Here is a 25,469-nt window from a genome sequence, read left to right as displayed (position 1 = left end):
TCACGGCTTCAGGATCACCCGGTCGCGCGACGAGCCGGCGACGGCGACGTACGCCTCCTTCGCGCGCTCGAGCGGATAGATCGCATTCGCCTTGATCGGGAACGGCTTCAAATGGCCGCTCGCAAAGCCCGGCCCGAGGTCGCGCAGCACCGCGCCTGTCGCGGCGGAGGACAGGCCGAGCGTGTCGATGCCGACATAAGTGTGCTGGCCGCGGTAGAACTCGAGAATGTTGAACTGCACGATGCGGTCGATCGCGGCGATCAAGATCTGGCGGCCGCGAAGTGCGAGCGTCTTGTGCGCGGCCTGGAAATAGGGGTCGCCGACCGTGTTGAAGACGATGTCGGCGCCCTTGCCGCCGGTCAGTTCGCGCACGCGCGTGGCAACGTCGGCGACGGAAGCGTCGATCACCTCGATGGCCGCGTTGGCGTGGCCTTCGTAGGCTTCCGCCTTGCGCACCACGCCGATCACGCGCGCGCCCTGCCAGGTCGCGATCTGCACCGCGGCCTGGCCGACCTTGCCATTGACGCCGAACACCAGCACGGTCTCGCCGCTCTTCGGCACGCCGGCACGGCGAAAGCCTTCCATCGCGGTGACGAAGGGCACGCCGATGCCGGCGGCCTCTTCCCAGGACACCGTCTTGGGCTTCTCCACGACCGCATCAGCCTCGACGACGAGATGGGTTGCGTGGGTGCCGTCGCGGCGGATGCCGAGATCGCCGGAGGAGCCGAACACTTCGCGCCCCATTGCGCCCGCGGGCCCGTCGATCACCACGCCGGCGTAATCGCGGCCGGGGGTCCGGGGGAACACGGCATAGGGCATCAGCCCGGTCGCGGCCTTGACGTCGGAGGGATTGACGGCTGCAGCCTTCACCTCGATCAGGAGATCATTCGGGCCGCGCGCAAGCGTCTGGCGCTCGACGCCAGGTAGGACCGCGGCGGCGTTTTCAGCTTTGGCGTTGAGGCGCACACAGCGCGCTTCGACCGTTTTGGCATCGGCTGGCGACATGAAAAGACCCGCGATTTTCTCGCGGGCCTTGTCGCCTCTGGGACCGGTCAAGTCAATCCTTTGGCCGCTTATCGTACAAGCGCTTGGCCTTGCCCAGCGAGCGCTCCAGCGTGGCGGGCGCGACCACCTGAACCCTCGAACTGACGCCGATCGTGTTCTTGATGTGGGTCGCGATCCGGTCCGCATGATCGACGAGCCCGCGGCCGTCCCAGCTTTCAGGCCGCGCCTCGGCGATGATGGTCAACTCGTCCATGCGGCCTTCCCGGGTCAGCTCGAGGATGAAATGCCCGCCGCACCAGTCGGTCGCCAGCAGCACCTCCTCGATCTGGGTCGGGAACAGGTTGACGCCGCGCAGGATGATCATGTCGTCCGAGCGTCCCGTCACCTTCTCCATGCGCCGCATGCCCGGCCGCGCCGTACCAGGCAAGAGGCGCGTCAGGTCGCGGGTGCGATAGCGGATCACCGGAAAGGCTTCCTTGGTGAGCGAGGTGAAGACCAGCTCGCCCTTCTCGCCATCCGGCAGCACTGCGCCGGTCTCGGGATCGATCACTTCGGGATAGAACTGATCCTCCCAGATGTGCAGGCCGTCCTTGGTCTCGATGCACTCCTGCGCAACGCCGGGGCCGATCACCTCGGACAGGCCGTAGATGTCGGTCGCATCCATATCGAAGGCGTCCTCGATCTCGCCGCGCATCGCATTGGTCCAGGGCTCGGCGCCGAAGATGCCGACCTTGAGCGAGCACTGGCGCGGGTCGAGTTTTTGGCGCTTGAACTCGTCGAGAATCGCCAGCATGTAGCTCGGCGTCACCGTGATGATGTCAGGCCGGAAATCGTTGATGAGCTGCACCTGCCGCTCGGTCATGCCGCCGGAGATCGGCACCACCGTGCAGCCGAGTTTTTCGGCGCCGTAGTGCACGCCGAGACCACCGGTGAAGAGGCCATAACCATATGCATTGTGGATGATCATGCCGGCGCGGCCTCCGGCGGCGCGGATCGACCGCGCCATCACCTCGGACCAGGTGTCGATGTCGCGTTGGGTATAGCCGACGACGATCGGCTTGCCGGTCGTGCCGGAAGAGGCATGCACACGCACCAGTTTTTCGCGCGGCACGGCGAACATGTTGAAAGGATAGTTGTCGCGCAGGTCCGTCTTCACCGTGAACGGAAATTTTGCAAGATCCGACAGCTCGCGAAAGTCGGACGGATGCACGCCGGCCTTGTCGAAGGCCTTGCGGTAATGCGCGACATTGTCGTAGGCGTGCTTCAGCGACCAGGCCAACCGCTGCTTCTGCAATGCCATGACCTCGTCACGCGACGCGCGCTCATGCGCGTCCATCTCGGCGCTATAGGTGCTGGCACCTTCCTTGTGCCTCGTCAGAGCCATCTTCGTTTCCCCACATTGGTTTGTTCTTTTCTTTTTTGGTCTTATTGATCTTGCGCCGGCAGCCACGTGCCGGGAATGACGCGAGAATGCCCGCGGAATTCGGCGATGACGGTCTCGCCCGCGGTCACGCGCACGTCGTAGATGCCGGAGCGGCCGCCGCGGGTGATCTCCCGCGCCTTCGCAACGAGTCGGTCGCCGAGCTTGCCGGGCTTGATGAAGGTGATCTGCCCCTGCCCCGCGACCACGCGCTCATTGTGCGAGTTGCAGGCGAACGCGAAGGCGGAATCGGCGAGCGTGAAGATGAAGCCGCCATGGGCGATGCGCTGGCCATTGACCATGTCCGGCCGCACCGTCATGGCGAGCGTCGCGAAGCCCGGGCCGATCTCGACGATCTCCATGCCGAGACCTTTGGACGCGTCGTCCTCGGCCCACATCGCATCGGCGCAGGCGCGGGCGATATCCTCACGCGACAGGGCGGCTTTGACGTTCACGCGCTTCTCCCGGCTGTTTGCACGCAATGTTCTGCTGGTTGGACAACACTGTCAAACATGGTCGTAATCGACGACGACCCGCTCCGTAGAAGGCTTCGCCTGGCAGGTGAGAACAAAACCGGCCTTCAGCTCCCACGGTTCCAGCGAATAGTTGATGTCCATCGGCGCCTCGCCCTCGACCAGCTTGGCGCGGCAGGTCGAGCACATGCCGCCCTTGCAGGCGAAGGGCAGATCGACGCCGGCGCGCAGCGCAGCATCAAGAATCGCCTCATCTTCGGCGACCGGCACGTCGCGGCGTTTGCCATCGATGATGAGCGAGGCGACTGCCTTCGGCGGGGCGTCGGGAGCAACGGCCTTCTTCGGCCGCGGCTTGCCGCCGAATTCGGAGACGAAGCGCTCGACGTGAATGCGTTCGTCCGCGATGCCGAGATCGCGGCAGGTCGCCTCGATCTCCTCGCTCATGCCTGATGGACCACAGATGAAGACATGATCGACGCTTCCCGCCGGCACCAGCGAACGCAGCAGCACCCTCACCTTGTCGCCGTCGAGCCGGCCATGCAGGATCGGGATGTCCTGCTCCTCGCCGGAGATGACGTGGAAGATCGAGAGGCGATCGATGAACCTGTCCTTCAGCTCCTCGAGCGCTTCGAGGAACATGATGTTGTCGGTGGTGCGGTTGCCGTAAAACAGGAAGAAGCGGCTGTTCGGCTCACGCGCGAGCACGCCCTTCACGATCGACAGGATCGGCGTGATGCCGGAGCCTGCGGCGAAGCCGACATGGATACGGCCTGCATCGGCGGGCGGGACCACGCCAAAACGCCCGGTCGGCGTCATCACGTCGAGCTCGTCGCCGCATTTGAGATCTTCGGCTGCCCAGCTCGAAAACGCACCGCCATCAACCTTCTTCACGGCGATGCGGATCTCGCCGTCGTCGGGACCGGAACAGATCGAATAGGAACGGCGCACCTCCTCACCGTCGAGCATGGTGCGTAGCGTGAGATACTGGCCCGGCGTGAAGACGTAGTCGCCGGCGAGTTCGCCGGGAATGGTGAAGGTCATCGAGACGGCATCGGACGCCTCGCGGCGGATGTCGCTCACGGCCAGGCGATGGAAGCGCGGTGCGGCTGCTGACATGGTCAATGACACTTGAAGTAATCGAAGGGTTCGCGGCAGGTCTTGCAACGCCACAGCGCCTTGCAAGAGGTCGAGCCGAATTCGGACAGCAGCTCGGTCTTGTCCGAGCCGCATTGCGGGCATGCTACCGCCTGCTCGCCGAACAGCGCACGGCGCGAGCTTGAAGCTTGCGGCGGCGCGATGCCGTAGGCGCGCAGCTTCTCGCGCCCCTCCTCGCTCATCCAGTCGGTCGTCCAGGCCGGCGACAGCACGGTGCGGACTTTGGGTTGACGGAAGCCGGCGCGCTCCAGCGCGATCTCGACTTCGAGCGCAATCATGTTCATGGCCGGACAGCCCGAATAGGTCGGCGTGATCGCGACCTCGACATGATCGCCGTCGAGAACGACATCGCGCAGCACGCCGAGATCGGCAATGCTCAACACCGGGATTTCCGGATCGACGACGCTCGCCGCGGCATCCCAGGCCCGCTGGCGCAGCTCGTCGTCGCGCTCGAGCACCGTCACCATGTCAGCCCCGGAAACGTTCGCTGCATCGATTGCAGCTCGGACAGGAGATGGCCGAGATGCTCGCTGTGGCGACCGGAGCGGCCGCCCTGCTGCATCCACTCGTTCTGCGGCAACTCGAGCGTTGCTTCACGGGTGACATCCGAGACCGTCGTCAGCCAGCGACCGCGCAAGGTGCCGGGATCGATGGCGATGCCGGCATGGACCAGGGCGCGCTCGCCGTCGTCGACGGCAAACATCTCGCCGGTGAAGGCCCAGAGGTGATCGATCGCCCCTTGCGCGCGGGCATGGCTTTCGTCGGTGCCGTCGCCGAGCCGGATGATCCATTCCGAAGCGTGGCGCAGATGATAGGCGCTCTCCTTCTCCGACTTGGCGGCAATCGCGGCCAGCGTCGCATCGCGCGAGGTCACCATCGCGCGCCAATAGAGGTCGGCGAAGGCGGAATAGAAGAACTGCCGCACCAGGGTCTGGGCGAAGTCGCCATTGGGTTGCTCGACCAGCAGCAGATTGCGGTACTGCCTGACATCGCGCAAATAAGCGAGCTTGTCCTCGTCGTTGTCCCCGCCTTCGGCCCTGGCGGCATAGCTGTAGAGTTCGCGCGCCTGGCCGATGAGGTCGAGCGCGATGTTGGAGAGAGCCATGTCCTCTTCAAGCATCGGCGCATGTCCGCACCATTCCGACAGCCGGTGACCGAGGATCAGCGCATCGTCGGCGCGGCGCAGCGCGTAGAGCACCAGCGGCGTTTCGGAGACCTGGATGTTGGCGACCGCCATCACATATGCCCCACTTCTTCGGGCACCTCGTAGAACGTCGGATGCCGATAGATCTTCGATTCCGCCGGCTCGAACATCATGCCCTTCTCGGCGGGATCGCTCGCCGTGATCGCGGTGGATGGCACGACCCAGATCGACAGGCCCTCGCCGCGGCGGGTGTAGATGTCGCGGGCAGCCTGCAGCGCCATCGTCGCGTCGCTCGCATGCAGCGATCCCACATGCTTGTGCGCGAGCCCGTTGCGGCTGCGAATGAAGACTTCCCACAGCGGCGTATTCGGCGTGGCCATATCGATCTCCCTATTCGGCGGCCTGCGCGGTCTGGCGCCGAGCGCGCTTGGCCGCATAGCTAGCTGCCGCCTCGCGCACCCAGGCGCCCTCCTCATGCGCCTTGCGGCGCGCGGCCATACGGTCGCGGTTGCAGGGGCCGTTGCCGGCGAGCACCTGCTTGAACTCGGTCCAATCGATCTCGCTGTAGCGCCAGTGCCCTTCGGCATCCTGAATCATGCCGGGGTCGGGAATGGTGAGGCCGAGATATTGCGCCTGCGGCACGGTGGCATCGACGAATTTCTGGCGGAGCTCGTCATTGGAGAAGCGCTTGATCTTCCATTTGGTCGAGGCGTCGCTGTGCTGGCTCGTCGCATCGGGCGGGCCGAACATCATCAGCACCGGCCACCACCAGCGGTTCAGTGCATCCTGCGCCATCGCCTTCTGTTCGTCCGAGCCGCGGCACAGCGTCAGCATGATCTCGTAGCCCTGGCGCTGGTGGAACGACTCCTCCTTGCAGACGCGGATCATCGCGCGGGCATAGGGGCCGTAGGAGCAGCGGCACAGCGGGATCTGGTTCATGATCGCGGCGCCGTCGACCAGCCAGCCGATCGTGCCGATGTCGGCCCAGGTCAGCGTCGGATAGTTGAAGATGGAGGAGTACTTTGCCTTGCCCGCGAGCATCGCGTCGACCAGTTCTTCGCGCGAGGTGCCGAGCGTCTCGGCGGCGGCATAGAGATAGAGCCCGTGGCCGCACTCGTCCTGCACCTTGGCAAGCAGCGCGGCCTTGCGGCGCAGAGTCGGCGCGCGGGTGATCCAGTTGCCCTCAGGCAGCATGCCGACGATTTCGGAATGGGCGTGCTGGGAGATCTGACGGGTGAGCGTCTTGCGATAGGCCGCCGGCATCCAGTCGTTCGGCTCGATGCGCTCTTCGGCATCGATGCGGGCCTGGAACTGCGCAGCCCTCGCAGCGTCCTCGAGACCACGATCGTCGGCCTCGGCCGTGTTCAGCGCCTGGGTATACATGCGCGTCCTCCCGTTTTATTGGGAGGCAATATATAACAGAAATTACGTCATGCAAGATAATTCTGTAACATAAAGATCAGGCGTCGAACCGTCGTTCCAGGAGCTTTCGCGCCGGCGGCAGCGATCCCTTTTCATTGGTTGCATGGCCGTCAAGCCATTGTTCGGACGGCGCAAGCAGCGCGCGGTAGATTTCGCCGCAGAGCGCGCGGGCCGCCCTGCCCGGCCAGTCCGCCGGCAGCAGGCCCTCCGGGAGCAGCGGATCGCGCAGCACGACGCGACGATAGTGGTGGATCAGCAGGATTCGCGCGGTGAAGGCGTCGGCTTCGGACAAGTCCGTGCCGCGGCCGATCGCGGCACGGAGCGGCTCGAACGTCTTCATGAATTTCAGGTAGGCATCCGCGGTGCGCTCCAGCGGCCAGCTCGCGCTGAGCAAACGGCGGCCACTGTCGTCCTCAGCGGAGACTTCGAGGCGGATCGCGCCTGCCGCCTCCTCCGGCACCGGCACGCCTGACGGTGCAACCCACACACCCGGCAGCGGAGTGCCGAAGCCGGCATTGCGCAGCGCTTCGCGCGAGACGTCGCGATCCTCACCGTTACCGATCAGCAGCAGCTCGAAGCGCCCGGTCCAATCCGATGGCGGCGGATCGTAGATGTGGCGCGTGGCCGCTTCAAACGTCTGCCGGCCCTTGTCGGCGAGGCGATAGAAACTGTTTCGGCCGACCTTTTCGCGCGTCAGCCAGCCGTCGGCGGCAAGGCGCGACATCGCGGTGCGCACCACGCCGCTGTCGATATCCAGGCTTTCGAAGAATTCCAGCAGCGTGCCGAGCCACACGGAGCCGCCGCGCGGCACGATGGCGTCGCCGAACACGGTGATGACGATGGAGCCGGTGCGCGAGGGTTCGCGCTTGAGCTGGTCGATGATGCGGGAGAGCGGATGCGCCATGCGCGAGGCATAGCGCGTTTGATGCGGCTACGACAATGGACGGAAGCGACGTCTTACTCCCTCTCCCCGTTCTTACGGGGCCGCGACGAGCTTCGCTCGCGCTGAGAGATGAACGTGAGACCTGAACCCCCTCACCCGGATCGCAAGAGCGATCCGACCTCTCCCCGCAAGCGGGGCGAGGTGAAGAAGCGGACTACCGATGCGGATCAGGATACGCCAGGCTGCGCCAGCCGCTGCGGTCGAACGGGCGCCACTGGCCTTCCTTCTGGGCAAGCCGGTCGGCCACGGCATAGACAGCGGCGGGATGATGGCCCATGCCGCAATGGCTGCTCTCGATCTCGATGCTCTCGGTCTGCGCACCCGATTTCTCCATGCAGCCCTGCCAGGCGCAGACGCCGTCGGTGCGGCTGAAGATGGCGGTGGTCGGCACCGGCGGCGGGACGGCGAGCTCACCGCCGAAGCGCGGATCGACTTCGTCGGCCTTGCGGCCGCTCGCCCATTCATAGACCCGCCAGGCATTGGTCGAACGGGGGTCACCGGCGAAGGGGCTGCCGAGGGTGATGACCTGGCGCACACGCTCGGGCATCATCTTGGCGAGCTGGCGCGCATAGAGGCCGCCGAGGCTCCAGCCAACCAAGCTGATCTTGCGGCCATGCGTGTCGCTGAGCTCTTCGACCAGGTCGACCATGGCATGCTGCACGCCCGGGCGCAGGCCGTAATTGCGGCCCTGGCGCCAGCCGCTCACCGCGTAGCCCTTGCCGGCCAGGAACGTGCGCAGCGCGCGCGTCGACGCGTCGGAGGCCACGAGGCCGGGGAGCACCAGCACCGGATGCCCGTCGCCCCGCGGCGCGAGGCTCAGCAGCGGCAGTGCGCCGAGGAATGCGCCGAACTCGTGGATCGCGCGCCCTTCCAGAAACATCAAAGTACGGGACGGCGGACGCAGCGTCTGGGCAGTAGCGGTCATCAAGATTTCCCCTGAGAAGGCGCCGGCTGCGATGCCGGCAATGGGCATGAATTCCAATACGCCGGCTTCTTGAACGTTCCGCAGCGCAACATGAATCAGCTAGGCGGCCGGTTCCCGACATTCAAGCGGGAGAGACGCGGGGCGACAATAGGCCCGCGCGTTAATGCTAACGGCCGTGACGCAAAAGTCACAACCATCGGAGCAGGGATTCTACGGAGTAGAGCGCAAGCCCGGTGAGCCCGCCGATCAGCGAGCCGTTGAAGCGGATGTATTGCAGGTCGCGGCCGATGTTGATTTCGATCAGCGAAATCAGCTGCGCCATGTCCCACGCCTTGACCTGGTCGGAGATGAAGGTCGAGACGCCGCTCTTCTGGTCGGCGACGAAGCTGCGCAGCACCGTCACCAGGCCTTTGTTGATCTCGCCGCGCAATTCGGCATCGCCGGCAAGCGCCTCGCCTGCCGAGACGAACATGCCGGCGAGATGATGCTGCAGCACCTGCGTCTCGCCGCTCGCGCTGCGCTCGATGAAGGAGCGCGTATTGGCCCAGACGGTGCGGGCGAGATCGGCAAGCTCCGGCCGCGCCAGCAGGTCGCGCTTCAAGCCGTCGATGCGGTCGATATAAGCCTGATCGGTGCCGAGCCGGTCGACGAAGCTCAGCACCATGCGATCGAACTCGCCGCGGAACGGATGCTTGGGGTCGCTGCGCACCTCGTTGAAGAAAGCGGTGGCGGAGGCCACGATCTTGTTCACCAGAAACTTGTCGGCGCGATAGAGCCGCAGCAGGGTCGGCAACTCCGCGCGCACCTTGTCGCGGATCATCGCCATCGTCTCCTTCTGGTTCAGCGTCTCGTGCATCACGCGCAGGAGATCGTCGAACAGGATCTGGTGGCGGCCTTCCGCGACGAAGCCGCGCAGCGTGCCGGCCGCGAGCGGGGCGAGGTCGATCGCCTGCAACTGCGAGGACATGCGGCGGATGATGAAGGTCATCAGGCCGGAGCTTTCCGTCGCGGACACCGCCTCCGGCAACAGGCGCAGCGCGAAGCGCGCAAGATCATCGCTGCGCTTGCGGTCGCGCAGCCAGTCCGCGACGAAGGAGCCGAAATCGATCTCATTCAGCTTGGCCTCGACGGGACCGGCCTCGAGAAAATGCACCTGGATGAATTCGCCGAGCTTGTCGGCGATGCGGGCCTGGTTGCTCTGGATGATCGCGGTGTGCGGGATCGGCAGGCCGAGCGGCCGCTTGAACAGCGCCACCACCGCATACCAGTCGGCGAGGCCACCGATGGTGGCGGCTTCCGCGAAGGCTGCAATGAAGCCGAACACGGGATGCACGGGCAGCAGCCATTTCGCGACGATGAAGAGGGCGAGCGTCGAGGCCAGCACCAGCGTCGCCAGCGCCTTCACGCGGCGCAGCTCGGCCGCACGTTCGGCATCGCCGGGGGTGTCGAAGGAGAAGGTGGCGGGTGGAGTCATTGCAGATACTTAGCGCGTCGATCTCCGCGTGTCCCGGACGCGGTGCAGCGCGGAGCGATGCGCCGCAGAGCCGGGACCCAGCAAGCCGATGGACCCCGGATCAGCAGTGCACCACGCCGCAAGAGCGACGCGCTGCACTGCATCCGGGGAACGCAAACCAAAACAAAAGGCCCGCCGAAGCGGGCCTCAAATTCAGTTGCTACTCAGGCGGCCAAATCAGGCGGTCTTGTTGTAGACCTTGGCAAAGTTGTCCTGAGCGGACTTCGCACCGTTGGCGGCGAGCTTGCCGAGATAGTCGGTGGTCGCCTTGGCGCGCGAGACGAACGCTTCGCCGCGGGAGCGGAGCAGGCTCGACTGGATCTCGACGGCTTCGCTGAACGACTTGGCGGACGCGAGCTTGTCGATGCCCGAGAAGAACGCCTCGGCGTCCTCGTAGATCGCCTGCTGGATGTTGCGGCTGATCTTGCCGGCCTCGGTGACGGACTCGGTCACCGCGTTCTCGACGGCCGCGGTCACGCGCTCGGAGCCAGCGAACACCTCGGCAGCACGGTCCTTGGCGGTGTTGGCGGTCTTCTTGACGAACTCACGGGCGGCCTCGGGAACTTCCAGGTTCTGGATGTTCTTGAAAGCGTCCTTGAAGCCCTCGAAAGCGGTGTTGGTTTCAGTGGTCATGGGGTTCTCTCCATCCTCATTGGGTTGAGCTATGGGCTCACCCCGTCCGCATTGGCCCGGGGCACGGCTTATATGGCACGGTTAATTGTGCGGTGCAATATTCATATTGCACCGCGATATCACGAAATCGTGAACAGCCTTAACGGGAGGCAATATGGTGCCTCCCTAGCCAATTGGCCCCGCGATCGGCCCGATTTGGACCTAATGCTGGACGGCGTTCTCAATGCTGGACGGCGCCCGGTAGCCCATAGGCCTCCATCTGAGCCTGGACCTGCGCGATGTTGTGGCCGAGCACGACGATGTCGTGGGTCTTGCCGTCGACGTCCCGGACATGGTCCCGCAGCAGGGCTTCGGCCTTGAAGCCGAGGCTTTCGAACAGCGCGATCGCCGCCTGCTGGTCGACCGTCATCTGGACCGAGAGCTTTTCCAGGCCTGCGCCGAGCGCGAGGGCGAAGGTCTCCTGCGACAGCGCCTTGCCGACTCCCTTGCCGCGGACGTCGGGCGAAACCACCATGCGGATCTCACCGACATGGGGGGACCAGGAGTGCGGATCGCGCACCAGCGTGCCGCAGCCGACGACCTTGCCGTCCCTGACCGCGAGCAGGCTCGTGATCGCACCGCGTTCGATCTCCTTGACCCAGGCGGAGAGCACCTTGGGCTCGCTGATGTTGCGGGGGAGGAACAGCAGATCATGGGTCGGCAGGCCCTTGCCGAAGGCCAGCACAGCGGCTTCGTCCGCGGGCGACATCAGGCGGATCTCGATATCGCCGGCGTCGGTCTTGACGTGGCGCGGATAGGAACGCTGCTCACTCATGTCGATCTCTTCCCCAGCCAGGAATCCAGTTTCGGCCACAGCCGTTTTACCGCATTGGCGCCGGCAACCAGCGAGACGTGACCGCCTTTCAGCATCACCTCTTCCTTGTCGTCGGACCCGATCTTGGCGATCAGGTGCTTGGCGGCGTCATAGGGCACGATGTGATCATGCTCGGCGACCGCATGCAGGATCGGCACCTTGATGTTCTCGAGCTTGGCCGCGCGGCCGCCGACCGACATGGTGTCGTTGAACAGCTTGTTGTCCCACATCAGGTCCTTGGTGATGGCGCGGAAGTACTCGCCGGCCAGCGGCAGCGTATCGGTCGCCCAACGGTCGAACATGCGGTAAGACTTCACGAACTCGTCGTTCCAGATGTTTTCCCAGAGCTGGATCTGGCTCACTGTGCGCGAGGCCGGGCGCAGCATCTCGAACGAGGACAGGATCATCTCCGGCGGCACGTTGCCGACGCTGTCGACGAGGTGGTCGACGTCGAAATAGCGGCGGTCGGAGAAATTCGAGAACAGCTTCATCTCGCGGAAATCGATCGGCGTGGTGAAGCAAATCAGGTTCTTCATCGGCCCGTCCTTGTGGATCGAGCCGTAGAGCAGCGAGAGCACGCCGCCGAAGCAATAGCCGATCACGGAAACGTCCTGCTCGCCGGAATCGGCCTGCACGCGGCGGACGCAGTCCGGGATGAAGTCGAGGACATAGTCCTCCATCCGCAGGCTCTTCTCCTCCGGCCGCGGCGCGCTCCAGTCAAGCATGTAGACGTCATAGCCGCGCTTCAGCAGGAACTCGATGAAGCTCTGCCCCGGCACGAGGTCGAGGATGTATCCGCGATTGGTGGTCGCCATCACGATCAGCACCGGCACGCGGTAGATCTCGTCCGACATCGGCCGATAGTGATAGAGGCTCATGGTCCCGCGCGAATGCAGCACGTCCTTCGGCGTCGATCCAAGCGTTGGGCCGGAGGTCGAAAAATATTCGACGCCCTTGATGCTGCGCTGGATGGCGCGCTGCACCTCGGACTGGATGCGTTCCGGGATAGATGCAAAATCAACTCCCGTCGGCGCGTTCATTTTTGCTCTCCGTTTTCGGAGGGCGGACGCTTCGTCCGCGGCGGCCGTGGCGCCCCGTCGACGCCTTGCGATATTCCGGAACTTGCCGCCATCTGGCTCAGCATCGACTTCATCTCGCCGATCTGGGCTTCGATGGACTGTAGCCGTTCCGCGAGAGCCGTGACCTGCTCCCGGCTCGGCAGGTTCATCGTGACGAGGTATTTCTCCATGAGCTCGCCGAGCTGCTTCTGAGCACCTGCAGCAACGCCTCCCGCACGGTTCATCGCCTGTGAAAACTCGGGCGAAGACATGGCCTGGTTGGCGAAGGTGTTGAACCCCTTCTCCATCTCCCCCATCATCTTCTGCCACATGGCGACCGGGTCATTGGTCTTGTCGGTCATCGGCGTCCTCCTGAAATCGAGAGCTGCGATGCCCTTCTTTTTCGCCATACCACACCGTTGCGCGGGGCCGGTCAACCGGCAAGCGGCGGGCGCGGTGTCGCGCACGCGCTTCTTTGCGGCGGCAAACCGTGCGATACAGCATCGCTCAGCAGGAGGGACCCGTGACCGCCCATCAGCCGCCCCAGACCGTCCGCGCCAACGGCATCGACATCTGTTACGAGATCTTCGGTAACGACAACGCCGAGCCGCTGCTGCTGATCATGGGTCTCGGCGCGCAGATGATCCATTGGGACGATGCGTTCTGCGAGCAGCTCGCCACGCACGGCTTTCGCGTGATCCGCTTCGACAATCGCGACATCGGCAAGTCGAGCCATCTCACCGGCGGCAAGCGCCTGACGCCGCTCGAGCTGCTGAAGCTGCGCTTCCTGCGGATTCCCGTGGCCGCAACCTACAAGCTGATCGACATGGCCAAGGACACGGTCGGCCTGATGGATGCGCTGGGCATCAAGTCCGCGCATCTGGTCGGCGCCTCCATGGGCGGCATGATCGCGCAGGAAGTGACGCTGTCGTTTCCGCAGCGCGTGCGCTCGCTGACCTCGATCATGTCGACCACGGGCAATCCGCGCGTGCCGCCTCCGACGCGAGAGGCCGCGGCGATGCTGATGGCGCCGCCGCCGCGCAGCAAGGAGGAGTTCATGGTCCGCTTCGGCCAGACCTGGAAGGTGCTGCGCGCCGGGTCCTTTCCCGAAGAGGAAGCGCTCGACCCTGACCGTGCCGAGCGCGTGTTTGCGCGCGGGCTCAATCCGGCCGGCGTCGGCCGGCAGCTGCGCGCCGTGCTCGCCTCCGGCAGCCGCAAGGAGCGGCTGCACGCCGTGAAGACGCCGACGCTCGTCATTCATGGCACCGTCGATCCGCTGGTCCATCCCGAAGGCGGCAAGGACACGGCGGCGTCAATTCCGAACGCAAAGCTGTTGCTGATCCCAGGCATGGGCCACGCGCTGCCGATGCGCTTCTGGCCCGAGATCATCGGCGCCATCGACAAGCACGCGCATGGCGCAGCAGTGCGGGCGGCGTAGATCGACGCGGGTGGTCTCTCCGCGGTGACCATGTGAGCTGCCGGTTACTGTCTTAACGGAAGCCGGCGCGAAAGCTATACAGGCCTTCCTCAGTCGCAAGAATAGAGGCTACGGCCTCTCGGAGCTCACATGCATCCTATCGTCCGATCGGCGGCAATGATTGCCGCTTCCATTCTCATGCTGTCTCTCGGCAACGGCGCCGCGACCGCCGGCAGCGCGCAGGAGGAAGCCAACCGCACCGCCGTGCTTGCCTTCTACGAGAAGGGCCTCAACCAGAAGGACGCCGATGCAGCCATCGCCTATATGGGCAGTCGCTACGTGCAGCACAACCCAAATGCCGCTGACGGCCCGGATGGCTTCCGGAAGTTCATCGGCTTCCTCCGTGAAAAGTTTCCGAACTCGCATAGCGAGATCAAGCGCAGCTTCGTGGACGGCGACTACGTCATCCTGCACGTCCACTCCGTTCGCGAGCCCGGCACCAGGGGCCGCGCCATCGTCGATATCTTCAAGCTGGAAAACGGCAAGATCGTCGAACACTGGGACGTCGTGCAGGAGATTCCCGAAAATCCGGCGAACGGCAACACGATGTTCTAGCTCAGAGGCGTAGCTGCGTAGGGTGGGCACGGCGCGCGCTCCTCGCGCGCCGTGCCCACCATCCATGCGTCAAGGCGCCTAGCCCTTCCTTGCCATCCAGATCACGTGGCGCGCGCCGCCGCCTCTGCCGGTGGCGCGGACATTGACTTCGTTGACCTCGAAGCCCGCGGTCGTGAGACGGCGCGAAAATTTCGGATGCGGCCCGGACGACCAGATGGCGAGCACCCCGCCCCGCCGCAGCGCGGTGTGAGCGATCCTCAAGCCGGCAACATCGTACAAGGCGTCATTGGCCTTGCGGGTCAGTCCTTCCGGACCATTGTCGACGTCGAGCAGGATCGCATCGAATTTGAGCGGATGCCTCTCGATCAACTGCGCGACATCCGTCTCGCGTATATCAACGCGGGGGTCACTGAGACTTTCGCCGAAAATTTCAGCCATCGGCCCGCGCGCCCATGCCACCACGGCAGGAACCAGCTCGGCCACCATGATCTCCGCCTTGGTTCCGAGCACGGCGAGCGCCGCCCGCAGCGTAAAGCCCATGCCGAGGCCCCCGATGAGGACAACGGGCTTCTTCACCTTCTCGATCTGCTTCGCCGCGAGCGTTGCCAGCGCCGCTTCCGAGCCCGACAGGCGGCTGTTCATCAGCTCGTTGGTGCCGAGCTTGATGGAGAACTCCTTGCCGCGCTTCATGAGGCGGAGCTCTTCGTCGGAGCCGGGGATTTTGGCGGTGTCGATCTTTTCCCAGGGAATCATGGGAATGCTTTAGCATGATCGGACGAACAATCACCCACCCGCCCACACGTCGAGCACATAGCGGTTCTTCGTCCCCATCTCCTCGATCCACCGGGCACCGGCGGCGGCATCGCTGCCGCTCTTCTCGCCATGGATCGCGACGAGCGCGGCCTTCACGTCGGGCTCCATTTTCCCGCCGTCGCCGCAGACATAGATGATGGCGCCCCGCTCGATCAGCGGCCAGAGCCTGTCCTTTTGCGCGGCGAGCACATGCTGCACGTAGGTCTTCGGTCCGTCCGCGCGCGAGAACGCCGTGAACAGCTCGGTGATGCCGGCGCCCGCCAGTGCTTTCAGCTCGTCCGCGTAGAGAAAATCCTGATCGGGATGGCGGCAGCCGAAGAACAGCATGGCCGGGCCGAGCGTGGTCCCTTTCGCCTTGCGCGCCGCGCGCTCCTGGAGGAAGCCGCGGAATGGCGCAAGTCCCGTGCCGGGACCGATCATGATGATCGGCACCGATGGATCATCCGGGAGCCGGAAGCCCGCCTTGGTCTCGCGCACAGTGGCGTAGATCGTATCGCCCGCACGGCGGTTGGCGAGATAGTTCGAGCAGATGCCCTTGTAGGTGCCGCGGCCGGAGGCGGCTGGGCCTTCGACCACGCCGACCGTAACGCTGCATCGCGCCGGATCGACCGATGGCGAGGACGAGATCGAGTAATAGCGCGGCGCCAGCAGCGAGAGCATTTCCAGATAGGCGTGGAACGGCAATTCGCAGGCGGGGTATTCCAGCAGAAGGTCGAACACCGACTTGCGCCTGGACAAAATCTCGGTGCGGTAACGCTCGAGCGTTTCAGCCTCCTCACCGACGAAGCCCAGCAGCTTCGGCTTGGTCACCGGGCAGCCGGTATGGTCGGCCATGATCTGGATCTGCTTGCGGGTCGCGACCTGCTGCAGCTCGACGAACTCGCTGAGCAGGCGGCCGACCGACACGGCGGTGCCGACCGGCAATTGCGCGCGGCGACCCTCGGTGACCTGAAGCTTGATCTGGTCGGCCGGCAGGAAGCCGAAGCGGCGCGCAACCGAATCCACCAGCGTCGGATCGTTGCGCGGGACGACGCTTAAGTGATCGCCGACGCGGTAGATGAGATTGGCCGGCAGCTGCACCTCGATGTGGCGCGTCGAACGTTCCGACGGATTGGGCCCGCTCTTGTTCTGAAGCTCGTCATTGACCAGCACTTTCATCGCCACCGCGCCGCCTTGGGCGACGATGGTGTTGACGGCGGTCACCGCGACCGGTTCGATCGCGTAGAGCGGATCGTCCTCCGCAGTGCGGGTGAAATTCCAGTCGATGCCGAATTCCTTGGTCGCGACCTGGGCCGCCGCCGGGAACCACTTTTGGAACTGGCCGTCGAGATCGCTGCGCGCATCGCCCTCGCCGCGCGGATAGACCGCCCGCGCACCATGCGCCGACAATTGCTCGTCGATGAAGCGCGGCACCGATTGATAGGTCGCCGCCCAATCGCTGTTGCCGCAGCCGAACACGGCATAGCGCACGCCGGCGAAGGCCTCCTTCGGCAGGTCGTCGCCGAGCCATTTGACGAACTGCGTTGCATTGTCGGGCGGCGCGCCGTTGTAGGAGGCGCAGATGATCAGCACGCCGCCCTCCTGCGGCAGCTTGCCGACATAGTCGTCGAGCGGGCCGAGATTCACGGCAAAGCCGTTGATCTCCGCAAGGTCCGCCATGCGCGTCGCAAGCTCCTCCGCGGTACCGAGGTTGGAACCGTAGAGCACCAGCATCGGCGTGTTGTGACCGGGCCGCGTGGTGGGCTGGCGCTGCGCCTTCGGCACTGAGGGCGCAGCCGCGACCGGCCCACCATAGGCGCCGCGCTCGCGATCGGCGCGCGGACGCACCTTGATCTTGAAGCCCTCCGGCTTCATCGTCAGGGTTTCCTTCAGGTGCATCTGGTAGCGCTGGTGGTCGATCAGCTTGAAGCGCTGCAGGATCATGCCGAGCGCAAGCGCGGCCTCGTGCATGGCAAAGCCCCGGCCGATGCAGGCGCGCTGCCCGTTGCCGAACGGCTTCCAGGCATTGATCGGCCGTTTGGCTTCCGCCTCGCGGCTGAAATTCTCGGGGTCGAAGGCATCGGGATTGGGGCCCCACACACTGGGGTCACGATGCAGCGCCGTCACCAGGATGGTGACGAACGTGCCCTTCCTGAGCTTGTACTTGCCGCCGCCGATGGTCTCGTCGTTCAGCGGCGAGATGCCATAGGCCGGCGCCGGCGGCCACAGCCGCAGCGCCTCTTTCAGGATCTGCGTAATGTAGGTGAGCTTCGTCACCTGCTGATAGGTCGGCTTCGCATTGACGTCGGGCCCGAAGACGCGGTCGACCTCGTCATAGGCCTTCTTGAGGATGTCCGGGTGCTTGAGCAGCGCATAGAGCGTGTAGGACAACAGGCCGCTGGTGGTCTCGTGGCCCGCGATCAGGAACGTGTTGATCTGGTAGCGGATGTTGACGTCGTCGAGCTGCTCGCCGGTTGAGCGGTCGACGCCGGTCATCATCGCGGCGAGCATGTCCTTCTTGTCGTCGATCCCTTCCGAACTCTTTCGGCGCTCGGCGATGATCTCGTCGACCATCTTGTTCATGAAGGCGACGTCTCCGGCGAGCGTCTTGCGGCGCTTCTGCATCCAGAGCTGCTCGAACGGCAGGCCGCGCGTCATCATGATGGTTTCGAGCGAACGCACCAGCGACTCGACGAAGGGATGGTAGTCGCGCCGGTAGAAGGAGTTGAAGCGATAGTCGAAGCCGCACAGGCCGATCGTGTCCAGCGTCAGCGCCGTCATGTCATGGACGACGTCGATCTCGTCGTCGGCGTTGAGCCGCTCCCATTTCTGGACGAGCTGTTCGGCGATGTCGACCATGCTCGGGTGATAGGACTGCATGGCGCGGTTGCCGAAGGGCTGGAGCAGGATGTTGTGCGCCTTGCTCCAGTTCGGCTCACGGGTGTCGGCCGTAAACAGGCCGTCGCCGCCGACCGCACGCACGCGCCGCAGGGCGCCGCGCACCGTCTTGTCGAAGCGCTTCTCGTCGGAGAGCTCGTCGACGAGATCGTGGCCGGAGACGACGACGATCGGCGCGCCCATCATGTCGAGCCAGAAGATCGGGCCCAGCTCCTTGGCCAGCCGCGTCAGGTGCTGCACGGGGGCAGCGGAATCCAGCGACAGCATGTTGCCAACCACCGGCTTGGTCGGCGGCTGCGGAATCGGGTTCAGTCGGTTCTTGGATGACATTAAAAGCGTTCCCCCTGATCGCGTCATTCCGGTGCGATGCGCAGCATCGAGCCCGGAATCTCGAGGTTCCGGGTCTGGTCCTCCGGACCATCCCGGAACGACGCTTGAAGCTTACATAGACGACTGAGCCATCACCCAAACCGCCTTCTACGCCATTCGATCAGCTTGGCGCTGACCTCTTCCGGCTTCTCCTGCTGCGTCCAATGGCCGCTGTCTTTCACCAGGTACTTCTCGAGATCGGAGATCAGCTTCTCCATGCCGTCGGCCGCAGACGGCGGCAGCACCGCGTCGTTCTCAGCCATGATCATCAACGACGGCACGTGGATGTGGTGGTCGAGCCCCTTCGCGCGCTCCCAATTGCGGGTGAAGTTGCGATACCAGTTGATGCCGCCGGTGAAGCCGGTTTTCGTGAAGGTGTCGACGAACACCTTCTTCTCCTCCGCCGACGGGATCGGCGTGCGCGGATCATGTCTGGCGTCGTAATTCGCGATCATCTGCGGGAACGCCAGGTTGATGCGGGGCGAAGCACCAATGCCGGCAATCGGCTGTTCCTCGGGCGCACCCGGAGGGCGCGCGGCCGGCTTGCGCATGAAGGCGTCAAAGGTCTGCTCGACGCGGCTGCCGAAGATCTTGTCCGGCTCGCGCGCGGGGTCCTGGAACTGGACGATATACATGTGGTCGCCGAAGCGCTGGCGGAACAGCACGATCGGGTCGATCGGTGCGCGGTCCCAATGCGGTGTGTTGACGCCGACCACTCCGGCGACGCGCGTGGGGTGCCGCAGCGGCATCTGCCAGACGACGAAGCCGCCCCAGTCGTGGCCGACGAAGATCGCCTTGTCGATTCCGAGATGATCGAGCAGCCCGACGAGGTCGCCGGTCAAATGCTCCATGTCATAGGCCTCGACCGGCTCGGGTCGATCGCTCGCGCCATAGCCGCGCTGGTCCGGCGCGATCACGCGGATGCCGGCCTCGCTCAGCGCCTTGATCTGGTGACGCCAGGAGAAGGCGAGCTCGGGCCAGCCGTGGCACAGCACGACCGGCGGCTTGTCATCGGCCGGGCCCGCCTCGTAATAGCCCATGCGGATTCCGTTCGACTGCGCGAACTTGAGCGGCGGCATTTCAATCATCGAGACATTCCTTATTCCGCGGCGCCTTTGACGTCGGCTGCCGGCGGCGCGTAGGCCGCCTCCAGCGCGGCGAACTCCTCGGGCAGCATGTCGCACATTACCTGCACATGCGGAATGATGTTGGCACCGACGATGAAGCCGAAATCGAGCTGGTCGCGATAGCTCTGCACGGTGATGTTGAGCGCCTGCCCGTGCGTCGAGATCGACACCGGGAAGATGTGCAGCAGCTCTGCTCCGGCAGCATAGAGCGTCTGCCGCGGTCCGGGCACATTCGAGACCGTGATGTTCGCCGCCGGCGGCAGCACGTCCGACAGGTTCGAGCGGCTGTAGAGCAGCGCCAGGATTTGCACCATGATCGGCGCGCCCAGCATCGAGATGTTGGAGACCTGCGGCATCAAGGCGCGCAAGGGATGCGACATCTCCTTGGACTTGGTCGATTGCGCGATGATCGCCTCCAGCCGCGCCTTGGGATCATCGATGTTGGTTGCGATCGCGCAGATCATGCCGAACACCTGGTTGTTGGCCTCGGTGTTGCCCTCCTCGCGCAGCGAGATCGGCACGGCGGCCGTCAGGGATTTCGCCGGCAGCGTGCCATATTGCAGGAGATAGCGGCGGACCACGCCGGAGGCGAGCGCCAGCACGACGTCGTTGAGCTTGCCGCCGGCCTGCTTGGCCAGCGCCTTCGCCCGCGACAGCGAAATCGATACGCCAGCGAAGCTTCGCTCCGACGAGATCGTCTTGTTCAGCATGGTCGGCGGCGACACCATGCTGGCAAGGCTCTCGCGCGACTTGGGATCGGAGACCTTGCCGAGCACCTCGGACACGCTCTTGAGCACGGTCGGGATGTTGCCGGCGAAGCGCACCGCGCTCTCGATCTGGTACATCGCGTTGTCGAACAGGATCGAGCCGATGTCGCTCTTGCCGGTGCGCGGCAGCTGCAGGTTCTTCGCCGCCTGCGAGGCATCGAGCGGCTGGCTGAACAGCTGCTGATAGGAATCGAGCAGGTTCGCGGCGATGTCGCGCGGCTCCTGTCCGGGCTTGGCTCCGGCCGTCGGCGGATCGACCTTCCGCGGGATCGGCGAGATGTCGTAGATCATGTTGGTCAGCGCCGCACCGGCGCCGCCGTCGATCGCGGCATGGTGCATCTTGGAATAGAGCCCGACCTCGTTGTCCTTCATGCCCTCGAACACGTAGAACTCCCAGAGCGGGCGGGCGCGGTTCAACAGCTTGGCATGCATCCAGCCGACGATGCGCTCCAGCGTGGCGCGGTCGCGCGGCTGCGGCAGGCTGGCGCGGAAGATGTGGCGGTCGATGTCGAACTGATCGTCCTCGACCCAGGAGGGATGATCGATATCGAGCGGCGCCTTCTCCAGCCGCGCCTTCAGGATCGGCGCGATGTGCAGGCGCGAGACGATCATCGCCTTGAAGTCTTCGAAGAAATCGCCCTTGTAGTCGTCGGGCAGGCGAAAGATCGCCATGCTGCCGACATGCATCGGCATTTCAGGCGTTTCCAGATAGAGAAACGACGCGTCCAGCGACGACAGCTTCTTACCGTCAGCCATGGTTCCCTCCCGAGTATTCGACGGGCGCCTTGGCGGCGCTTCTCGTCAGGCCGATACTGCCCGCTCCGGCGGGGCATATGCAATGGCAAAGGGCCCTGCCCGGTCAAATGGCCAGAACTCTCCCTCCGGTTGCGCCAGGCGGTCCGCCACGGCCCACAGCACCGCGGGGTTCACGCCGAGCCCGATATGGCTCGCCAGGTACACCTCGATGTTCTCGGCACGGTCGGAGGGACTGAGCAGGCAGGTCCGCCAGTTCACGACACCGTCGGCACGCGAATAGATCGACGTCGCCGGCACCGGCAGTTCGCCGGCGATCGCCTCGCGCGCTTCGGCGAAGTCCTCGACCCGCTCGCCGGACAGCGCCTCATAGAGCCGCGTCGCATTGGTCGCGCGCACGTCATTGGCAAAAGGGCTGCCGAGCGTCACGACGTAGCGGACCATGTCCGGCGCCCGAAGCGCGAGATCACGGGCATAGACGCCGCCGAGGCTCCATCCGACGAGGCTGACCTTGCGCCCGTTCGCCGCATGGATTTCGGCGAGACGCGTGCGCAATGCCTCCCGCATCCGCTCCAGCCCGCCGAGATTGCGGCCCATCCGCCAGGCATGAGCCTCATAGCCGAGCTCGCTGAGATAGCGTCGTATGGGCACCATCGAAAGATCGCTGGCGAGAAAGCCCGGCAGCGCCAGCACCGGATGGCCGTCGCCTTTGGGCGCACGCATCAGGAGCGGCGAGAGGAGCAGGCTCGCGTTGAACTCGAACAGCCCACGGGCTTCGGCCAGCAGCAGGCCGAGAGCCGGCGGACGAAGCCGGCCTGCATCCTGCGCCCCGTCCCGCCCGGACTGCACTATTTCTTCTTGTCGCTGCTGCGCGGGCTGCCGAGACCGGCCATGGTGACGAACATGTCCTGAAACCGCTCGGCGATCTTGGGATCGAAAGTGAACCAGCTCTGGATCAGCGATTCCGGCGAGACCTTCTCGATGTTGCTGAGGACCTGCTGCTGCAGCTTGTCCATCACCGCCGTCTGCATCGGCGACACGTCGGGCAATCCGAAGAACTGGCGGGCTTCAAGGGGGGTGCAGTCGATTTCGATATTAACCTTCATGTCCCCTCCGGATGAGATTCGAGCGGCCTGCTGGCAGTATCACCGCGACACGGTGTGCAACGCAAGCGACCTGAGGGGAAGCCGCTAGGACCGGCTTCCGCAATCGACGGGTATGGTCAATCAAATCGCCCGGCCGCGACCGCAGCGGACGGCTGAAACGCAGAGGGACGGCAGGGCCAATCTCCCTTCTTCCGGAGACTTCACAGGTCGAAAGTCGAATGTCGCTCGCGCGCCGGCCTCCCCTAGATTGCCGGGCAGCATTGCTGCACAGCGGTGCAACTTGGCGCGTTCCTTGCTGGAATGGCGCTTGCACGGGTCGAGAACTCTGGGCAACATGGATCAGTCAGCCTCGCCGAACAATCAAAAATCACCGGCGTGGCGTGTGGAGAGGGTCAAGAATGTCAATCGGTCGAAGTCTGTTTGCGGCGACGCTCGCCGGTACGCTTGCGTTGGCGGTCTCGCCGGCGTCGAGCCAGACGCTACGTTATGCCAACCAGGGTGACCTGAAGTCGCTCGATCCCTATACGCTCAACGAGAGCACCACCCACGCCCATCTCGGCCACGTCTATCAAGGCCTCACCGCACGCGACAAGGATCTCAAGATCATCCCGGCGCTGGCGGAAAGCTGGGAGACTCCGGAGCCGACCCGCTGGCGCTTCCATTTGCGCAAGGGCGTGAAGTTCCACAATGGCGACCCCTTCACTGCCGACGACGTGGTGTTCTCGGCCGATCGCGTCCGCAAGAAGGGGTCGAACATGCAGACCCGCCTTGCGCCCGACGTCAAGGTGGTCAAGGTCGACGACTACACCGTCGATTTCGTCCTGCCCTCGCCCAATCCCATCCTGCATAACTCGTGGGATGTCTGGTACATCATGGACAAGAAATGGGCCGAGGAGAACAACGTCGTCGATCCGACGCCGGTGGCGGCGACCACGCCGAGCTACGCCTCGCTCCACGAGAACGGCACCGGTCCCTTCATCATCGAGAGCCATCAGCCCGGTGTGAAGACCGTGTTCAAGGCCAATCCCAACTACTGGGGCAAGGTCGAAGGCAATCTGAAGGAGATCATCTTCACCCCGATCGCCTCCGACGCCACCCGCGTCGCCGCGCTGCTCTCGGGCGAAGTCGACGTCATCGAGCCGGTGCCGATCCAGGACATCTCCCGCGTCGATTCCAGCCCGAATGCCCAGGTGCTGAAGGGGCCGGAGCTGCGCACCATCTTCATCGGCTTCGACCAGATGCGCGATGAGCTGCTCTACTCCAACATCAAGGGCAAGAATCCCTTCAAGGACGCCCGTGTCCGCGAGGCCTTCTACAAGGCGATCGACATCGAGTTGATCAAGACGCGCGTGATGCGCGGGCTGTCGACGCCGTCGGCGCTGATGATCGCGCCGGAGCTGTTCGCACTGTCCAAGAGCTTCACGCGGCCGAAATTCGATCCTGACGGCGCCAAGAAGCTGCTCACCGAGGCCGGCTACCCCGACGGCTTCGAGGTCACCATGGACTGCCCGAACGATCGTTACGTCAACGACGCCGCGATCTGCCAGGCCGTGGTCGGCATGCTTGCCCGCATCGGCGTCAAGATCAACCTGCTGGCGCAGCCGAAGGCGCAGTACTTCGCCAAGGTGCTCAAGCAGGGCGGCTACCAGACCTCGTTCTACCTGCTGGGCTGGACCCCGAGCACGATGGACTCCCACAACGTGCTCTACGACATCATGGGCTGCCGCGACGATGCGAAATCCTCGCGCGGCGAGGCCAATCTCGGCGGCTACTGCAACAAGGAGTTCGACGCCATCACCGACAAGGTGCTGGTCGAAACCGACGCCGAGAAGCGCAACCAGCTGATCAAGGAGGCCTACGAGATCGGCATCAAGGACTGGTCCTACATCCCGCTGCACCAGCAGGCTCTCGCCTGGGGAGTCTCGAAGAAGGTCAACCTGCCGCAGCGCGCCGACAATCTCGTCATGTTCCACTGGGCGACCAAGAAGGAATAGCGTCGTTTGAACACGAGGTCCCGGCAGCGTCAGGCTTCCGGGACCTTTCCTTTTCCGGCTGACAAGGACGTCGGCCGTACGCACACCCAAGGAAAGTGGAAGGCATGCTCGCTTTCACGCTTCGCCGCGCCGTTCAGGCCATCGGCGTCATGTTCGCCGTCGGCATCATCGCGTTCTCGATGTTCCGTTTCGCCGGCGACCCCGTCAACCAGATCGTCTCGATCGACACCTCGGCGGCGGAGCGCGCGATCGTGCGCAAGTCGCTCGGCCTCGACGATCCCGTGCCGGTGCAGTTCGTGCGCTATTTCGCCGATGCCGCGCAGTTCAAGTTCGGCGTCTCCTACCAGTTCCGCCAGCCGGTCTCGGCGCTGCTCAGCGAGCGCATGCCCGCGACGCTGGAACTTGCGATCTGCGCGACCGTGTTTGCGATGGTGTTCGGCATCCTGATGGGCGTCTATTCGGCGCTCAAGCGCGACACCGTGCTCGCCAAATTATTCCAGGCGGTCTCGCTGATCGGCATCTCGCTGCCGACCTTCCTGATCGGCATCCTCCTGATCTACCTGTTCGCGGTGACATTGGGCTGGTTGCCCTCGTTCGGCCGCGGCGAAGTCGTCAAGCTCGGCTGGTGGACGACGGGCCTGCTCACGCTGTCGGGCCTGAAGGCGCTGATCATGCCCTCGATCACCCTCGGCCTGTTCCAGATGACCCTGATCATGCGGCTGGTGCGCGCGGAGATGCTGGAAGTGCTGCGGACCGACTATATCCGCTTCGCCCGGGCGCGGGGGCTGACCACACGCGCGATCCATTTCGGCCATGCGCTGAAGAACACCCTCATTCCCGTGATTACCGTGGCCGGACTGCAGTTTGGCTCGGTTATTGCATTTTCGATCATCACCGAAACCGTGTTCCAGTGGCCGGGCATGGGACTTCTGTTCGTCCAGGCCGTGCAAAACGTCGATATCCCGATCATGGCCGCCTACCTGCTGATGGTTTCGCTGATCTTCGTCACCATCAACCTGGTGGTCGACATTCTCTACACCGTGGTCGATCCGCGCCTGCGCGCGACGGTCGGCCGCGCCGCATAAGG

At 64.5% G+C, this 25,469-nt stretch carries 25 protein-coding genes; 4 read left to right on the top strand and 21 right to left on the bottom strand.

The genetic code is table 11. The features are described 5' to 3' along the window. The 15 genes from ACVJ19_RS21525 to ACVJ19_RS21455 form a co-directional block, all read right to left on the bottom strand. The gene (locus tag ACVJ19_RS21525; RefSeq protein ID WP_456739424.1) at positions 1–1,005 is read right to left on the bottom strand and encodes a quinone oxidoreductase family protein; all 1,005 of its coding nucleotides are present in this window, start codon (positions 1,003–1,005) and stop codon (positions 1–3) included. 52 nt (positions 1,006–1,057) lie between these two features. Next, the gene (gene paaK / locus ACVJ19_RS21520; RefSeq protein WP_453951000.1) at positions 1,058–2,389 is read right to left on the bottom strand and encodes a phenylacetate--CoA ligase PaaK; all 1,332 of its coding nucleotides are present in this window, start codon (positions 2,387–2,389) and stop codon (positions 1,058–1,060) included. Between the two features lie 41 nt (positions 2,390–2,430). Then, positions 2,431–2,880 carry a hydroxyphenylacetyl-CoA thioesterase PaaI gene (gene paaI / locus ACVJ19_RS21515; RefSeq protein ID WP_453950999.1) on the bottom strand — a complete coding sequence of 150 codons (450 nt, stop codon included), beginning with the start codon at positions 2,878–2,880 and terminating at the stop codon, positions 2,431–2,433. 51 nt (positions 2,881–2,931) lie between these two features. Continuing rightward, positions 2,932–4,014 (bottom strand): 1,2-phenylacetyl-CoA epoxidase subunit PaaE, encoded by a 1,083-nt coding sequence (paaE, locus tag ACVJ19_RS21510; protein ID WP_453950998.1) that lies wholly within the window; start codon positions 4,012–4,014, stop codon positions 2,932–2,934. Between the two features lie 2 nt (positions 4,015–4,016). Continuing rightward, positions 4,017–4,520, bottom strand: coding sequence for a 1,2-phenylacetyl-CoA epoxidase subunit PaaD (paaD, locus tag ACVJ19_RS21505; protein WP_453950997.1), 504 nt, complete (start codon positions 4,518–4,520; stop codon positions 4,017–4,019). Further along, a complete protein-coding gene (gene paaC / locus ACVJ19_RS21500; RefSeq protein ID WP_453950996.1) occupies positions 4,514–5,290 on the bottom strand; it encodes a 1,2-phenylacetyl-CoA epoxidase subunit PaaC in 777 nt (258 codons plus the stop codon). Before paaC ends, paaD begins: the two co-directional genes overlap by 7 nt. Continuing rightward, positions 5,290–5,577, bottom strand: coding sequence for a 1,2-phenylacetyl-CoA epoxidase subunit PaaB (gene paaB / locus ACVJ19_RS21495; protein WP_008136594.1), 288 nt, complete (start codon positions 5,575–5,577; stop codon positions 5,290–5,292). Before paaB ends, paaC begins: the two co-directional genes overlap by 1 nt. A 10-nt stretch (positions 5,578–5,587) precedes the next feature. After that, a complete protein-coding gene (paaA, locus tag ACVJ19_RS21490; RefSeq protein WP_453950995.1) occupies positions 5,588–6,580 on the bottom strand; it encodes a 1,2-phenylacetyl-CoA epoxidase subunit PaaA in 993 nt (330 codons plus the stop codon). Between the two features lie 76 nt (positions 6,581–6,656). Continuing rightward, on the bottom strand, positions 6,657–7,523 hold the full coding sequence (paaX, locus tag ACVJ19_RS21485) for a phenylacetic acid degradation operon negative regulatory protein PaaX (protein ID WP_453950994.1): 867 nt from the start codon (positions 7,521–7,523) through the stop codon (positions 6,657–6,659). Between the two features lie 193 nt (positions 7,524–7,716). Next, on the bottom strand, positions 7,717–8,487 hold the full coding sequence (locus ACVJ19_RS21480) for an alpha/beta fold hydrolase (RefSeq protein WP_453950993.1): 771 nt from the start codon (positions 8,485–8,487) through the stop codon (positions 7,717–7,719). 187 nt (positions 8,488–8,674) lie between these two features. Further along, positions 8,675–9,961 carry a DUF445 domain-containing protein gene (locus ACVJ19_RS21475; protein ID WP_453950992.1) on the bottom strand — a complete coding sequence of 429 codons (1,287 nt, stop codon included), beginning with the start codon at positions 9,959–9,961 and terminating at the stop codon, positions 8,675–8,677. 216 nt (positions 9,962–10,177) lie between these two features. Beyond that, the gene (locus tag ACVJ19_RS21470) at positions 10,178–10,633 is read right to left on the bottom strand and encodes a phasin (protein WP_011085671.1); all 456 of its coding nucleotides are present in this window, start codon (positions 10,631–10,633) and stop codon (positions 10,178–10,180) included. A 220-nt stretch (positions 10,634–10,853) separates the two neighbouring features. Continuing rightward, positions 10,854–11,447, bottom strand: a complete 594-nt coding sequence (locus ACVJ19_RS21465; RefSeq protein WP_453950991.1) for an N-acetyltransferase family protein — start codon at positions 11,445–11,447, stop codon at positions 10,854–10,856. After that, positions 11,444–12,526: a PHA/PHB synthase family protein gene (locus tag ACVJ19_RS21460; protein WP_453950989.1), complete on the bottom strand. Its 1,083-nt coding sequence runs from the start codon at positions 12,524–12,526 to the stop codon at positions 11,444–11,446. The genes ACVJ19_RS21465 and ACVJ19_RS21460 overlap by 4 nt, the downstream gene beginning before the upstream one ends. Next, positions 12,523–12,906 (bottom strand): hypothetical protein, encoded by a 384-nt coding sequence (locus ACVJ19_RS21455; RefSeq protein ID WP_453950988.1) that lies wholly within the window; start codon positions 12,904–12,906, stop codon positions 12,523–12,525. The genes ACVJ19_RS21460 and ACVJ19_RS21455 overlap by 4 nt, the downstream gene beginning before the upstream one ends. Positions 12,907–13,067: 161 nt before the next feature. On the opposite strand from ACVJ19_RS21455, the gene ACVJ19_RS21450 reads away from it, so the two are divergent. Both ACVJ19_RS21450 and ACVJ19_RS21445 read left to right on the top strand, forming a co-directional pair. Further along, on the top strand, positions 13,068–13,982 hold the full coding sequence (locus ACVJ19_RS21450) for an alpha/beta fold hydrolase (RefSeq protein WP_453950987.1): 915 nt from the start codon (positions 13,068–13,070) through the stop codon (positions 13,980–13,982). A gap of 129 nt (positions 13,983–14,111) precedes the next feature. Beyond that, positions 14,112–14,576 (top strand): nuclear transport factor 2 family protein, encoded by a 465-nt coding sequence (locus tag ACVJ19_RS21445; protein ID WP_453950986.1) that lies wholly within the window; start codon positions 14,112–14,114, stop codon positions 14,574–14,576. A gap of 78 nt (positions 14,577–14,654) precedes the next feature. Here ACVJ19_RS21445 and ACVJ19_RS21440 read toward each other — a convergent pair whose 3' ends face one another. The 6 genes from ACVJ19_RS21440 to ACVJ19_RS21415 all read right to left on the bottom strand — a co-directional run bounded on the left by ACVJ19_RS21440 (position 14,655) and on the right by ACVJ19_RS21415 (position 22,388). Next, the gene (locus tag ACVJ19_RS21440; RefSeq protein WP_453950985.1) at positions 14,655–15,329 is read right to left on the bottom strand and encodes a spermidine synthase; all 675 of its coding nucleotides are present in this window, start codon (positions 15,327–15,329) and stop codon (positions 14,655–14,657) included. Positions 15,330–15,359: 30 nt separating this feature from the next. Next, on the bottom strand, positions 15,360–18,596 hold the full coding sequence (locus tag ACVJ19_RS21435; protein ID WP_453950984.1) for a bifunctional cytochrome P450/NADPH--P450 reductase: 3,237 nt from the start codon (positions 18,594–18,596) through the stop codon (positions 15,360–15,362). A gap of 131 nt (positions 18,597–18,727) precedes the next feature. Then, entirely contained in the window at positions 18,728–19,723 is a 996-nt protein-coding gene (locus ACVJ19_RS21430; protein ID WP_453950983.1) for an alpha/beta fold hydrolase, read from the bottom strand. Positions 19,724–19,734: 11 nt separating this feature from the next. Next, on the bottom strand, positions 19,735–21,285 hold the full coding sequence (locus ACVJ19_RS21425) for a WS/DGAT/MGAT family O-acyltransferase (RefSeq protein ID WP_453950982.1): 1,551 nt from the start codon (positions 21,283–21,285) through the stop codon (positions 19,735–19,737). Positions 21,286–21,330: 45 nt separating this feature from the next. After that, a complete protein-coding gene (locus ACVJ19_RS21420; RefSeq protein ID WP_453950981.1) occupies positions 21,331–22,131 on the bottom strand; it encodes an esterase/lipase family protein in 801 nt (266 codons plus the stop codon). Continuing rightward, positions 22,131–22,388 carry a DUF6489 family protein gene (locus ACVJ19_RS21415; protein ID WP_453950980.1) on the bottom strand — a complete coding sequence of 86 codons (258 nt, stop codon included), beginning with the start codon at positions 22,386–22,388 and terminating at the stop codon, positions 22,131–22,133. The genes ACVJ19_RS21420 and ACVJ19_RS21415 overlap by 1 nt, the downstream gene beginning before the upstream one ends. Before the next feature lie 398 nt (positions 22,389–22,786). On the opposite strand from ACVJ19_RS21415, the gene ACVJ19_RS21410 reads away from it, so the two are divergent. Together ACVJ19_RS21410 and ACVJ19_RS21405 are read left to right on the top strand one after the other, a co-directional pair. Continuing rightward, entirely contained in the window at positions 22,787–24,382 is a 1,596-nt protein-coding gene (locus tag ACVJ19_RS21410; protein WP_453950979.1) for an ABC transporter substrate-binding protein, read from the top strand. Between the two features lie 104 nt (positions 24,383–24,486). Further along, positions 24,487–25,467: an ABC transporter permease gene (locus tag ACVJ19_RS21405; RefSeq protein ID WP_211401417.1), complete on the top strand. Its 981-nt coding sequence runs from the start codon at positions 24,487–24,489 to the stop codon at positions 25,465–25,467. Positions 25,468–25,469: the final 2 nt, after the last annotated feature.

This window comes from Bradyrhizobium sp. USDA 376 (genome assembly GCF_054063675.1).
Note: the sequence above shows the minus strand (reverse complement) of the source record. Positions and strands in the feature narration are given on the sequence as shown.